Origin of the sequence: cf. Phormidesmis sp. LEGE 11477 (assembly GCF_015207105.1) — a bacterium.
Taxonomy (GTDB): domain Bacteria; phylum Cyanobacteriota; class Cyanobacteriia; order Phormidesmidales; family Phormidesmidaceae; genus Phormidesmis.
The window spans coordinates 20973-34328 of record NZ_JADEXO010000065.1 but is presented as its reverse complement, the minus strand read 5'-3'; the positions used below and the strand labels follow the sequence as shown (position 1 = coordinate 34328).

Genomic DNA, 13356 nt, shown 5'->3' with positions numbered 1-13356 from the left:
CCCTCGTTTGTCCTCATCCTCTTTCTGAACAGGCGCTTGAACAGAAGTAGCACCAGCATCAAGGGCACGCGCATAGGTTTCGTCCACATCCTCAACGTAAATATGCACATGGGAGGGCATAGCGGGCCACCCCTCTCCCTTGTCAGCAATCATCAGTACCGTATCGTCGAGCCGAATTTCTGAGTGCTTGAGCTTGCCCGCATCATCAGGGATGCATCTCAGATCCACCGCACCAAACACCTGGACTAAAAACTCAATGGTTGCTGCCGCTCCCTCCACTATCAGATAGGGCGAAACCGTACTGTAGCCAGTTGGCTTGTAAGAGGTACGCATAGATTGAACCATATGATCGGGCTCCTTTTTGTTGATGGTTCAATCGTACTAAATGCTTCCCTTCCTAGCCAGAAAAATTTGTCTTGAGAAAGGTCGATACAGAAAGTTCTATGCAATCTATATAGATGAAGAGTAAATAGATGAAGAGTGAGCGCAGCCGTCTTCTAGCTTAGAGTTTTCCTAGGATCAACCGCCGTATAATTTCTGTGACTTCAGTTGCCATCAGCGCATCTACGAATCTGGCTTCTTGATTACCATCGCCTGTCTGCTGGGCTGCAATCAGCGTCATCCCGATCGAGTAGCGCTGATGACTAGCGGTTGGATCGCAAGAACCAGGCCGAGGCAGATCGAATTCGGCCAGCGCGCAGTAGGTTAGCTCGGTGCGATCGCGCTGATCGCTGCGGCCAAACCCACTCTTGGAAATGATGACAGGCGATCGCACCACCTGAGTAAGCGCCAACGTCTCGAAAGCCACCTCGATATACCGGGCCGTATCCACGCCCATCGCCTGAATCAAACTGCTCAAGCTATGGCCCTGAGCGTTGGGTACGATCGCTCGCCGAGGCAGTCGCCAGTGCCCGCCCACCATTGTGATCAGCCGAGTGAGGTCATAAGTCGAGACTAGGTTTTGGCCGCTATGCGCCTGCTGTGGCGATTTGATCAAGACCTTCTGGTCCTTTGCACTCCACAGCTCTGGGAATTCGATAAAGGGAATTTCACCATAGCGACCTTGAAAATCTAGACTTTGGTTTCCAGTTAGCTGCCTGGTCCATTTTTCTAATGCGGCTGGCGTGTTGAATCGCTTGAACATGGCTGCTAATGAATTAGAGGTAGCCACCCGATTGTCATAGGACATAATGCCGCTTGCGAGTAGCAAAAAAGGAAAGCCCGACTGAGCCCCCGCTCGACGGACGGTGCAGTCGCCAATCGGCACGCTAGGCGCAATACCGTTGGCCCGGTCAATTATATTGAGCAGCGGTAAAAACTTGGTAGAACTCCACATCTGTCGATTGACAAATGCCTCTCGCCCCAGCCAGCGAGATTTCAACTCGCCTGCTTGCGCGGTTGATAGGCATACACAAGCAGACAAAATCTCAGGCGCTAGAAAATCTAACCCAGTCCCATCTATTGCTGGGCGATCGCCTCGACTAGGATAAGCGCTGGTGTTATTCAGCGGCGAAGATATCGCTGCTGCCTGGCCTGCTTTCGATCTTGCCTTTTGTAGGTATGCCGATGCCTGGGAAAGATGGCGGCGAATAGGTGAACTCTGAGCGCCTCGGTCCAAAAAAGCTAATTTCTCGGCGTTGAACTCAGCTTCCTTCTGAATGAACTGCTGAAACAGCCCCTGGCGATCACGGGCTAATTCTGGTGTCAAAATGGGAGAAGCTTCAGAGATTTCTGTGCTGGGAATTGCCAATGCCTGGCACAGTAGCGCCGCCACTTCACCTCTGGTCATAGCCTGGTTAGGTAGAAAGGCCCTAGGTTCTGGTAAAGACTCGAACAGATTGGCTGCGATCGCCAGTCCCACAGCTTCTTGTCCATAGCTCGGTATGGCAGCGGCATCTGTAAACGTCTGCCCTATCAGCCGTTTTGTTTGCTGTGCCGCTTGCTCTATCTCCGACGGACTCATCGCTTCGCTAGCTTGCTCGGCAGACAGAGCGGCCATTAGCACCACGACTGTCTGCACTCTAGAAATGGTTTGCCGAGGTAGAAATCGACCTGATCTATCCCCGCTAAACAGGCCGCGTTCTGAAGCCCACGCGATTACCAGACTGGCCCAGTACTGCGGCAGTACATCGGGGAACAGGCGAGCCGATCGCTTCATCGGTAGCTCAGGAAAAGCCTGACGCATCAGCGCGGCAAACTCAGCCCGGCTGACCACCGCTAGCGGACGAAAAGTATTATTGCGATACCCGCTGACTACCCCTCGCTTGGCTAAAGCGAGGATGCAGCCTTTAGCCCAGTGGTCAGTAACATCTGAAAACATACGATCGACTCCGCTCTGTCAGTAATTCTACGGGTAGTAAAACTCACTTTGCTATTACTCTGCACCCAGAGAATGCACTTAGAGACTGCCTGTCTATCGCCTACCTATTGTTATTGGAAGCCTGCGATTGGAAGCCTACGGTTTGAAGTCTGCAACTTGAAGCCTGTGATTGCGGCTACAGCCCACCGCTTTTTAGAAAAAATCACTCAATCTATTCGCTAATATAAAAACAATAATTTATGCCGCGAGATGACCAACAGAACTTGAGAAATGACGTAGGCTCGAAGGGAAGACCCAATGCCTACTTTTTAGTCACTTCTATATGAGCCCGCTTGCCGCCCCCCCCTCTCAGCCTCTCGGAAAGTCGACATCCGATCGGGTTAATACCCTTAGCAATGCTGACTCAAAGTCGGCTTCATCCCAGAGCCACTCAGCCGCAGATGCTGAGACGCAGACGATTGTGCTAGATATCACGCGCATGATGTGTGCAGGCTGCGTCAATACGGTAGAAAAAAAATTGGCGCAGTGCGACGGGGTGCTCACAGCTACGGTCAACCTAGTAACTGAAGTCGCTGCTGTAGAGTGCTTACCCCAGGTAGATAGCCAAGCGATTGCTCAAGCCTTAACTGATGCGGGCTATCCATCGACGCTCCGTCAGGCTGAGACCACAGGGCTAAGCGCAGAGTCTAACTGGTTAGCCAAGCAAGAACAGGCTCAGCAAAATCAAATCGGTCAGCTAGCGATCGCCCTGATCCTGCTCATCTTCTCCGTGCTGGGCCATCTTCAACATTTTGGTCTTGGCGGTGCGCTCGATCCGCTGCTGAGCGTTCCGGTAATCTCGACGCTGTGGTTTCACGGCGCGTTGGCTACGCTGACTCTACTGTTTCCAGCTAGGAAGATTCTGACTGCTGGTTTTCAGGGCATCCGGCGCGGTGCGCCTAACATGAACACGCTAGTGAGCCTAGGCGCACTCAGTGCCTATCTGGCTAGCCTGGCGGCTTTGCTCTTTCCGCAGCTGGGATGGGAGTGTTTCTTTGACGAACCCGTCATGTTGCTAAGCTTCATTTTGTTGGGGCGAACCTTGGAACAGCGGGCTCGGTTTCAATCTGCTGGGGCACTGCGATCGCTCATTGCGCTGCAGCCACCGTTTGCCAGACTAGTCTCTCGGCCTGATACTAAGCAGCCGCCCGAACAATCGCCCGAACAATCGCCCGAACAGTCGCTTGAGTCCGCTACCACCAGTCTGAAAATTCCGGTGAGTCAGGTGAAAGTAGGCGAGTGGCTACAGATACTGCCCGGTGAAAAAGTGCCCGTCGATGGTGTGATCGCGCTAGGCAGAACCACTTTGGACGAATCTATGCTGACTGGAGAATCTACTCTAGTCAGCAAGCAGCCTCAAGACGACGTCTCTGCTGGCACCCTCAACCAGTCGGGCGCAATTACGCTACAGGTCACTCGCACTGGCGCAGAAACTACGCTGGGTCAGATGATTCAGCTAGTCGAAACGGCTCAAACTCGCAAAGCTCCTATTCAAGGGCTCGCCGACATTATTTCTGGTTACTTCACCTATGGCGTCCTGGTTTGTGCCGGATTGACCTTTTGCTTTTGGTACTTTATCGGTACGCCGCTGTGGCCTGACATTGCCCAGGCGGCGATGGTGCATACGCACGCTCACATGGCCTCTGTGCCCGCCGCTAGCGGATCATTGCGGCTGCTGGTGAGCCTAAAGCTGGCGATCGCGGTCATTGTTGTGGCCTGCCCTTGTGCTTTGGGCCTAGCTACGCCTACCGCTATTCTGGTGGGCTCTGGGATTGGCGCTGAACAAGGGCTGCTCATTCGCGGTGGCGACATTCTAGAAGCTACTCAAAAAATTGATACGCTCGTCTTTGATAAAACTGGCACGCTAACGACAGGATCGCCCCAAGTGGTTGACTGCATCTCGTTTTTAGACGAGCTGTCAGAAGACGAAATACTACAGCTAGCGGCCACCGTCGAAAGTGGCACTTGTCATCCGCTGGCGATCGCTATTGAGCAAGCCGCTCAGCAAAAGCATCTATCTACTCTGAACGCGAGCGACTTTCAGACCAGAGCTGGGTTGGGCATCAGCGCTGTGGTTGAAGCCACTGAGTCTTCTTCAAGCTGGTCCTCTTCGAGTCAATCATTTGAGCAAATACCTACTGGCTCTACTCAAGAACAGACCGCTCAGCAAACCGCTACGTCAGGAGAAACCATCGCGTTAGGTAACAGAGCCTGGCTAGGACAAAATGGCTGTTCGATCGATGCGTCTACAGAGGCGATCGCCCAAGAGATGGCCAAATCTGGTAAAACCGTTGTGTTTATTACCAAAGAACGTCAGCTGATCGGCTTGATTGCGATCGCAGACCAGCTCCGGCCAGAAACTGCTGACGTATTGGCTGCGTTGAGATCGATGGACATCTCGATCCAGATTTTGAGTGGAGATAGGTCAGCCGCCGTTCAAGCAATCGCACAGCAGCTCGGTCTAGGGTCAGCCCAAATTCAAGCTGAAGTAAAACCAGAAGAGAAATTAAGTGCGATCGCTGCGCTTCAATCTGCTGGTCATAAAGTTGGTCTGATCGGTGATGGCATCAACGATGCGCCCGCCCTCGCCGAAGCAGACGTAGGCATCGCCCTCAACTCTGGTAGTGATGTTGCGATCGCAACCGCTGATATCGTTCTGGTCAATGACAGCTTGGCCGATGTGCTCGCTGCAATCAAACTCAGCCAGGCTACCTTAAACAAGATTCGCCAAAACCTAGCTTGGGCATTTTCCTACAACCTTATCTGCATTCCGCTCGCTGCGGGAGTCCTTCTGCCGGCTTTTGGGATATCGCTTAACCCCGGCATTGCCGGTGGATTAATGGCAATGAGTTCTGTTGCAGTGGTATTGAACTCTTTGAGTTTAAAGCTAGGTAAGGAACGCTATAGGCAGTATTGATGAAAGCGCTAGGCGTTTTCATCTTTGCAGCTTCCAGTCATCAGTTCCGTGAGGAATGCAAATTAGGTTCTCATCGTAGCTTTGAATCATTCCAGCCTGACGCAGCTTACCCATTAGCCTAGTTACTGTTACCCGTGTCGAACCAATCGCGCTCCCAATCTGAGCGTGAGTCAGTGGAAACGGTAGGTAATAGCCCTGTTCACAGTGTTCACCGTGCTCATCGATCAGTAGGGTCAAAAATCCTAGCAGCCGATCGATTGTTCTTCTTTGACCTAGCGTGCTCAGCCACAGCAACTTGCGCTGATGCTGACGACGAAAAGCGTCCAAGACTTCTTTTTGAAAATGGGGCCACGTATCTAAATCATTCCAGTAGAGCCAAATCACCGTGGTCTGATCCACGTGGGCAAAGCTCTGAAGCGCAAAAGGTGGCTGTGCAACGACCTCAAAAGGCTGCCCTGCCCCTACAAATCCTAAGAACGCCTCTTCTGAAGCGACTAAAGGCATCCTGGCATCGCCACTGTTTGCCTTTGTCACTGCATTGGCCTGAGCATTCCCTAGCAGCCGAACTGACCCCTTTTGGACTAGATAAAGCAGTCCAGGACGAGCCGGAATCTTTTCATCTTTATTGAATGTTCGGCAGCGGTAATGTTCGGTGGCCCAATCAGAAATACGCTGCCAAGCCAGAAAAGGGCGGGTACTATCCGACTGCGGGAATGACATAGTAGGCGAAGAGGGGTTGAGTTTAGACGGTGTAGATAGTGTCATCTATAGGTAGGGAGGAATGGCATACGGTGAAAAGCAAAATGTGAGCGGAGGTAACTTTTGAAGATCTCCGTAGTCATGCAGAGAATACCAAATTTATACTTTATAAAATTTACAGTTGACTCAGTAGAATTACTGACAGCTATTTGCAATAAATGATCGAACGGGAGCGTTTGTACGGTCATGGCCGCGAAATCAACTCTCAGGTCGACACTAACGCTACGTAAGCGCTGATGTTGTTAGTAGATTAATATAAATTGTTGAATTGTGTATGCGTAAATTCCGTTCTTTATCACTACTTCAGTATTCGCCGAAACGCACCGTAGAGCGGTATTAGGAACCAGCAAAAAAAACTACAGTAAATACCCCTAAAAATTCGACTGAGATCTATGAGCTGCTCTTCGTCAAAGACGAAGTCGATTCGTCTACTTCTTTCCATATTCTTTTCAAGAGGGGATGAATAGTAAGCGACGAGGCGTCGCATAGCAGCTTCGTCGAAGCTACGGCAAAGAAAGGTGAGCGCCGCTGATAGGCTTAGTCTTTATCTAGCTCGTCTGCAGCTATTTGTATGCAACTAAGCTCATAAGCTAACTATATACATTGCCTTTGATCGGCAATGAAGCTATCGACAATGTGATGAGTTTTTTTGTTCACTTCATTCATGCAAACACAACGTGTGAATAGGTAGGTTCTAGCAATTCTGATTGTCGTTTCTTGAATTTTGACTAATTAGGCTACCCTATGACAGTAACTGGACGATTAAAGGCTATATTCTTTGCTAAGTGCCAAAGCAAAAAACAGACTTTGGAATGACAAGAACTCTAACTTTTTCTATCAAGCTTTGGAACTGTCCCGAAGTCGATGCTGTGAAGTTAGCACTGTTAGAGATCCTAAGAATTTGCAACTCTGTAAGACAGTTTGAGCTGGTAGAAAAATGTCTCAGAGGCTACTCTTGCCTAGTCTGGTTTATTTGAGCGCGTTTATAGAAGAGTCTAGGTAGTCGAAACGGGGCTTTTCCTTCGCGCTGCGAAGGTCACCGCAGCTGTGCCACTTTTGCTAATGGATTGAAAAGGTGACAAAAGGGAAATCTTCTTTTATAGTGAAATAGTGTGAGGAGCGAACCAGTAAGGACACCGAGACGAAACACGGCCAGTCGTCGGTGTCCTTTCTGATTTTAAATTTTTCTCCATACCAAATTTTTAGTCTGTTCTCAGCTAGCGCGTCGACTACCTAGCAACTCGTTAGCAGCTCGTTTACCGACATTGGTCTACTACCCGTTCGTCCATGTCTGTGCCTATGAGGTGCTTTGTGGGTATAGAAGGCTATGTATAGAAGGCAGGTGGATAGATAATGACAGCCTCATCCTTCGTGATAGCCTATCGGCTATGAACAGAGGCGGATACCAAAGGCATATCAGCCACAGACTATTGCTGATGATATTGTGGATGGCTCTGCTGGTCTTGACCGTAGAGTTAACGGTGGGATGGGCTAGTAAGTCTTTGTGTTTGATTGCGGAGTCTTTGCATACGCTGGTCGATGTCTTTAGCACGCTGATTAGTTTAATTGCAGTCACCTCGCCACACCGCCCTCTGGGCAAAGAGATCTGGGGACATGGGCAAAGCGAAGCGACAGGTGCCCTGATTTTGTCAGCAATATTAGGATTTGCAGGCATCTCCATTCTATGGATTGCACTAGCTCAAATCCGAATAATTTTTCAGCCCACACCGATGGCATTACAGCCTAGCGTAACGCTACCACTGATCTTTTTGGTTGCGGTGGTGGTGCTGCTGCTGCTAGCCACTGTTTTATTCGCAGTACGTCATAGCCAGCATAATAGCAGTCTGGCTATGAAACTCAATATCGCCCATATTTTGTCTGATAGCTGGCTGACGTTGTTGTTACTGGTGGGGCTATTCTTTGTCAGCCAAGGATACCTATGGCTAGACCCGATGCTAGCGATCTTTATGGTTGTACTGGCGGTAGGTAGCTTAGGGAAGATGTTGAAAGAACAGCTGCCAATGCTATTGAAGCCGACGGCGATCGCGCCTGAAGCCATCGCTCAAATCGCCTGCCAGACGGAAGGCGTCACTCGCTGTACTCGCATCCTTTCAAGAGGCATGGTTGGCAGGCAGGTCTGGGTAGAGCTACATATCACACTCCACCCCGAATATATGATTATCGCCAACAGCATTGGTGAAAAAGTTGAGCGATCGCTCAGAGACCGTTACGGTCCTATCTGTGCTCAGATCTGGCTAGACCAAACAAAAACCGCTGGTATAAAACCTGTTCAGAAGTAGTACCGCAAAACTCACTAGAGACACCGTGAGCTAGAGACACCGTGAGCCCATAGGGCCTAAATAGCGAATTAAGTAAGGCGAAAAGACCTCATAAATCAGCGTCAGGGGCTGGCCATGATGCCAAAACAAATAGTGCCGTCCCCAGAAAGGTCCTTTTTGTTCAAATGCTTCTTCTAAGGCGAGAGAATGACCAAACTCAATTCCTTGAATATCTCTATAAAGCTCTGTCCGTAGCCTAGCTAAGCTAGCCCAAACCGGTAAAGAGCGATTTTCTAAATATTCATCTACGTGGCTAGCTTCCCACCAAGATGTGGCATAAGCCAATCGCTGACCTGACGCTGTTCGCAGCCAAACCTGACGGCGTAGATGAGGGCCTGGCACTTGCGTAATGGGTAGCGGAGCCGAATCCCCACCTGAATCTACAGGTGACATATCAATGACATCTACCTCCGTCGGCTCTCGGGTTAAAAGCTGTAGATGGCGTGTCGGTGAGCCATCTCCTAGCATCAATATCTGCCATGCCGGGGAAAGCTGATCGTGGGGTAGTCCTTGTTTTACAACCGCCTGATTGCCTTGCCATAAAGGCTTCAAGGCATGCCAGCTAGCCGATGGGGCCGAAGAAAGAACGGGAGACGCTGAAGCCAATTTGTTTACAAAAGTTTATGTTCCTGTCCTTATCATAGCGAACAAGCTAAAACGAACAAGTCAAAACGAACAAGCTAAACCCAAAAGGACATAGCAAACGCATAGCGTCCTATGTGGGTCGAAGAAAAAATATGCGGATGGCGAGACTCGAACTCGCAAGGCGTGAGCCACACGCCCCTCAAGCGTGCGTGTCTACCAATTCCACCACATCCGCAGATGATGCCAACATCGACTTATAAGAATACGGCATAACGAGCACTTTTCGATAGTTTCTATCAACACACCTGCCGCCGCTGAGTAGCGTAATTAGCCGAAGCATTTTGGTAAAAAAAGAGGCGTAGAAGGATGCGTGATACGATCAGCTTCTTGATGACTTAGCAACAAAGATGCTGACTGCTAGATGAGCTTTTCTAAAATTTTGATTGCCAATCGCGGTGAGATCGCGCTACGGATTATCCGCACCTGCGAAGAAATGGGGATCGCTACTGTCGCTGTCCATTCCACTGTTGATCGCAGTGCCCTCCATGTTCAGCTAGCCGACGAGGCTGTCTGTATCGGCGAAGCCTCTAGCAGCAAGAGCTACCTAAACATTCCTAATATCATTGCTGCTGCGCTAACTAGAGGGGCAACGGCCATTCATCCAGGCTACGGATTTTTAGCTGAAAATGCTAGATTTGCTGAAATCTGCGCTGACCATAACCTTACCTTTATTGGCCCGACTGCTGCCGCTATGCTGGCGATGGGTGACAAAGCAACGGCAAAGGCAACTATGCAAGCGGTCAAAGTGCCTACTGTCCCAGGTAGTGAAGGTTTGTTAAGCAGCCAGGACGAGGCCGCCAAACTCGCCATAGAAATTGGCTATCCGGTAATTATCAAGGCGACTGCAGGCGGCGGCGGACGCGGAATGCGTTTAGTGCGCGATCCCAACGAACTTGGCAAGATGTTTTTGGCGGCGCAAGGAGAAGCAGAAGCTTCTTTTGGTAATCCTGGCGTCTATTTAGAAAAGTTTGTTGAAAATCCACGCCATATAGAGTTTCAAATCCTAGCGGATAGCTATGGTAATGTTGTCCATTTAGGTGAGCGAGACTGCTCTATTCAAAGGCGTCACCAAAAGCTTTTAGAAGAAGCGCCTAGTGGTGCACTTGATGAAGACTTGCGGCAGAAGATGGGAGCGGCGGCGGTCCGGGCAGCTCAGTCTATTAACTACGTGGGCGCTGGCACTGTAGAATTTCTGGTGGATCGCGCAGGCGAATTCTACTTTATGGAAATGAATACCCGCATCCAGGTAGAGCACCCAGTCACAGAGATGGTTACGGGTATCGATCTAATCGCTGAGCAGATTCGGGTTGCTCAAGGCGATCACCTACGATTTACTCAAGCCGACATCCAGCTACGTGGTCACGCCATAGAATGCCGAATTAACGCAGAAGATCCAGACCATAACTTTCGGCCTAATCCCGGCAAAATCAGCGGCTACCTAGCCCCTGGCGGTCTGGGTGTGCGAATGGATTCTCATGTATATACCGACTACGAAATTCCGCCTTACTACGACTCGCTTATCGGTAAACTTATCGTTTGGGGCCCAGATAGGGACACGGCAATTCGCCGCATGCAAAGAGCACTCAGAGAATGCGCTATTACCGGCTTACCAACGACCATCGGCTTTCATCAGAGCGTGATGGCGCATCCGCAGTTTATCAAGGGAGAAGTTTTTACAGACTTCGTAGCCAATATGACAAAATAGCCAGAATGGGTCGGAATATGGAGGTCTGTAGGGATCTCTTTGTAGCTGTTTGTAGGGAGCTTGCCCCTAGCAAGACTTATGCAGTGAAGCCTTCGGCAAAGCCTTGTGTAGTGAAGCTTTGTGCAGTAGCGCCCTCTTCAATAAACTGCATGCGGTAGATCTCAACTAGGGCTGTTCCTTCTACACTAGTTGCCAGCGTTACTAGCTCATTTAGTAGTGTTCGTGACGAGACGGCACCTGTCAAAATAACAACGCAGCCACGCTGACGGATCTTAAGCCGGCTGATGTCTTCTTGAATAGATTGATTGAAACATTTTAAAACTCGTTTCGCTAGGCCGTTGTAGTCGTACTCGCCTCGAACACCGATACGTTCTGGTGGGCTGGTAGAAAAGCCTTTAAGCGGCGATAGCTTTGCGGTTGCGCCAAATGGTCTATGTACTGCGGGTACTAACACGACTGACGATTCGCCTACTCCATTCACACTCTTATCCTCCACTGCATAAATAAACATTTCCGAGGAACATATTTCTTTGGTTCCACCGCTAATTCCTGCTGGTCTATGTATTTTTCATCTGCTCTTTGAGCTATACATGCCTTTTCGATGTGCTTCTAGATACATGACTGACATGCGCTTCTGAATCAGGAACTCAACACGTTCTACACTTATCAGGAACTTTTAGATTTTTTATGCCTAGCTTCAATTCCTCGGTTCTGTTCCTCTAGACCTTAGTTACATAGCTGTCGACTGAAGACAAGCTTGCGAAGCGACCGATATACACGCTACTTTCGGTTTGCAAAAGCCCTTGCTGTCTTTCTTTTCTTGTACTTAGTCGAAAATACGTAGAGGTTTACGAAAATGTCACGATTTTTGTTCAGGAGAAACAACTAATTAGCCGTTGATCCTGTAGAGGCTAGCAAAAATTATATAAGTGATACGGAAACATTTACGTATATTTTGATACTTAGACTGACCTTGTGTCTTCATTCTACGTACTTTTGTCTATATTTTTGAACTTTTTATACTCAGATTACTTTATACAATAAAAATAAGATGAAGTTTGCCGTCTGCGAGATAGAACAGGGCAATTCATAGACTGGCATACTGCATCTTCACGCTGCATCTCAGAGTCAGCTCTCCTTTATCAACGCCCTTGAAGACAGTACGCAAAGAACTTGCAAATGGATGCTAGGACTGTAGGGGCTAGGACTGCAATAGCGCCACTGCGTAGGCAGCAATGCCTTCTTCTCTACCGATAGGGCCTAGCTTTTCGTGAGTAGTTGCTTTGATCCCGATCTGACTAGGTTCAATCGATAGCGTAGTTGCTAGCTGCGTACGCATATTCCCAATGTGTGGATTCAATTTTGGCTGCTCGGCAATGACAACGCTATCAATATTGCTGATACGCCAACCGCGATCGCCTACTAGCTGATTCACTTGAGCGAGCAGCACCTGACTGTCTGCGCCAGCCCATTTGGGATCGCTTGGCGGAAAATACACACCAATATCTCCTAGGCTCAACGCGCCTAGCATGGCATCCATAATGGCGTGGGTGAGCGCGTCGGCATCGCTATGTCCTAGCAGTCCTTGAGAATGAGGAATATCTATCCCACCTAGAATTAGCTTGCGGCCTGTTTGCAGACGATGAATATCAAATCCGTTGCCAATACGAATGTTCATAGTTAAAGAGTCGGATCGCCTGATCGGAAAATATAGTGCGTTTATCTATTACTCTATCGAGCTTATGGCTCCATTACTCTATCGAGCTTATGGCTCTATTTGCAGAGGAAAGGCGAAGAGGGAAAAGCTATGGCTCGGCGCTGTCTTGCCAGCGTTTGAACAGATCGGGCCGACGCTGCCGGGTGCGCGCTAGCTGCTGTTGTTTTCTCCACTGTGTGATCGCCCCATGATTGCCGGACATCAGCACCTCGGGCACAGACCACTGCCGAAACTGCGCGGGCCTGGTGTATTGCGGATAGTCGAGTAAATCCGCTTCAAAGCTCTCATATTTCAAAGAGTCAGTCTTTCCAACTGTACCTGGCAGCAGTCTGATTACGCCATTGAGCAAAGTCAGCGCCGGAATTTCACCGCAGGTCAATACAAAATCGCCTAGCGATACTTCCTGTGTCACTAGGTTCAGTACGCGCTCGTCTACGCCTTCATAGTGGCCGCAGATCAGGACAAGCTGATCGTAGCTAGCAAATTTTTTAAACAACGGTTGATCCATGGTTCGGCCCTGTGGCGTCATCAGGATCACTGCCCGCTTGGTCAAGGCTGGTAGCGACTCGACTGCCGCAAAAATGGGCTCTGGCTTCATCACCATGCCCACGCCACCACCATAGGGAATATCGTCTACCTTGTGATGCTTGTCGGTAGTAAAGTCCCTTGGATTTGTAATCTCGACAGTGGCAATTTGTCGCTGTAGCGCCTTGCCGATCAGCCCAGAGCCAAGTGGGGAGGCAAAGAACTCTGGAAAAAGGCTGACAATATCAAACCGTAGAGGGCGTTGTCTTTGCCTATCCGATATTGAGCTTTCCAATGCAGAGCTTTCCAATGCAGAGGTTTCTAAGGCTGAGGTGTCTGACTGTTGAGGATCTAAAGAGTCCATAGGAGGCGCTGGTGTGTTCTTGGCCT

Annotated in this window: 10 protein-coding genes and 1 tRNA gene; 3 read left to right on the top strand and 8 right to left on the bottom strand. The window is 49.6% G+C overall.

The genetic code is table 11. The features are described from left to right. The coding region (locus tag IQ256_RS17660) for a VOC family protein (RefSeq protein ID WP_228025008.1) at nt 1-345 on the bottom strand (345 nt) is incomplete at its 3' end. Between the two features lie 157 nt (nt 346-502). Continuing rightward, a complete protein-coding gene (locus tag IQ256_RS17655; RefSeq protein WP_193856868.1) occupies nt 503-2320 on the bottom strand; it encodes an S-layer homology domain-containing protein in 1818 nt (605 codons plus the stop codon). Nucleotides 2321-2642: 322 nt separating this feature from the next. Between IQ256_RS17655 and IQ256_RS17650 the strand changes: the two genes are divergently transcribed. Next, nucleotides 2643-5276 carry a cation-translocating P-type ATPase gene (locus IQ256_RS17650; protein WP_193856867.1) on the top strand — a complete coding sequence of 878 codons (2634 nt, stop codon included), beginning with the start codon at nt 2643-2645 and terminating at the stop codon, nt 5274-5276. Nucleotides 5277-5294: 18 nt separating this feature from the next. On the opposite strand, the gene IQ256_RS17645 is transcribed toward IQ256_RS17650, so the two are convergent. Next, nucleotides 5295-5996 (bottom strand): Crp/Fnr family transcriptional regulator, encoded by a 702-nt coding sequence (locus IQ256_RS17645; protein ID WP_193856873.1) that lies wholly within the window; start codon nt 5994-5996, stop codon nt 5295-5297. A 1427-nt stretch (nt 5997-7423) separates the two neighbouring features. On the opposite strand from IQ256_RS17645, the gene IQ256_RS17640 reads away from it, so the two are divergent. After that, nucleotides 7424-8335 (top strand): cation diffusion facilitator family transporter, encoded by a 912-nt coding sequence (locus IQ256_RS17640; RefSeq protein WP_193856866.1) that lies wholly within the window; start codon nt 7424-7426, stop codon nt 8333-8335. Between the two features lie 30 nt (nt 8336-8365). Here the strand turns inward: IQ256_RS17640 and IQ256_RS17635 are convergent, their stop codons facing one another. Beyond that, entirely contained in the window at nt 8366-8980 is a 615-nt protein-coding gene (locus IQ256_RS17635; RefSeq protein ID WP_193856865.1) for a chorismate lyase, read from the bottom strand. A gap of 132 nt (nt 8981-9112) precedes the next feature. Further along, nucleotides 9113-9194 (bottom strand) — tRNA-Leu (locus tag IQ256_RS17630). Between the two features lie 186 nt (nt 9195-9380). Between IQ256_RS17630 and accC the strand changes: the two genes are divergently transcribed. Further along, nucleotides 9381-10724 (top strand): acetyl-CoA carboxylase biotin carboxylase subunit, encoded by a 1344-nt coding sequence (gene accC, locus IQ256_RS17625; RefSeq protein ID WP_193856864.1) that lies wholly within the window; start codon nt 9381-9383, stop codon nt 10722-10724. Nucleotides 10725-10800: 76 nt separating this feature from the next. Here accC and IQ256_RS17620 read toward each other — a convergent pair whose 3' ends face one another. From IQ256_RS17620 to trmD, 3 genes are all read right to left on the bottom strand, one after another. After that, the gene (locus IQ256_RS17620) at nt 10801-11205 is read right to left on the bottom strand and encodes a phospholipid-binding protein (protein WP_193856863.1); all 405 of its coding nucleotides are present in this window, start codon (nt 11203-11205) and stop codon (nt 10801-10803) included. Nucleotides 11206-11925: 720 nt separating this feature from the next. After that, a complete protein-coding gene (gene ispF, locus IQ256_RS17615; protein WP_193856862.1) occupies nt 11926-12402 on the bottom strand; it encodes a 2-C-methyl-D-erythritol 2,4-cyclodiphosphate synthase in 477 nt (158 codons plus the stop codon). A 127-nt stretch (nt 12403-12529) separates the two neighbouring features. Next, nucleotides 12530-13330: a tRNA (guanosine(37)-N1)-methyltransferase TrmD gene (trmD, locus tag IQ256_RS17610; protein ID WP_228025007.1), complete on the bottom strand. Its 801-nt coding sequence runs from the start codon at nt 13328-13330 to the stop codon at nt 12530-12532. Between the last annotated feature and the right edge of the window lie 26 nt (nt 13331-13356).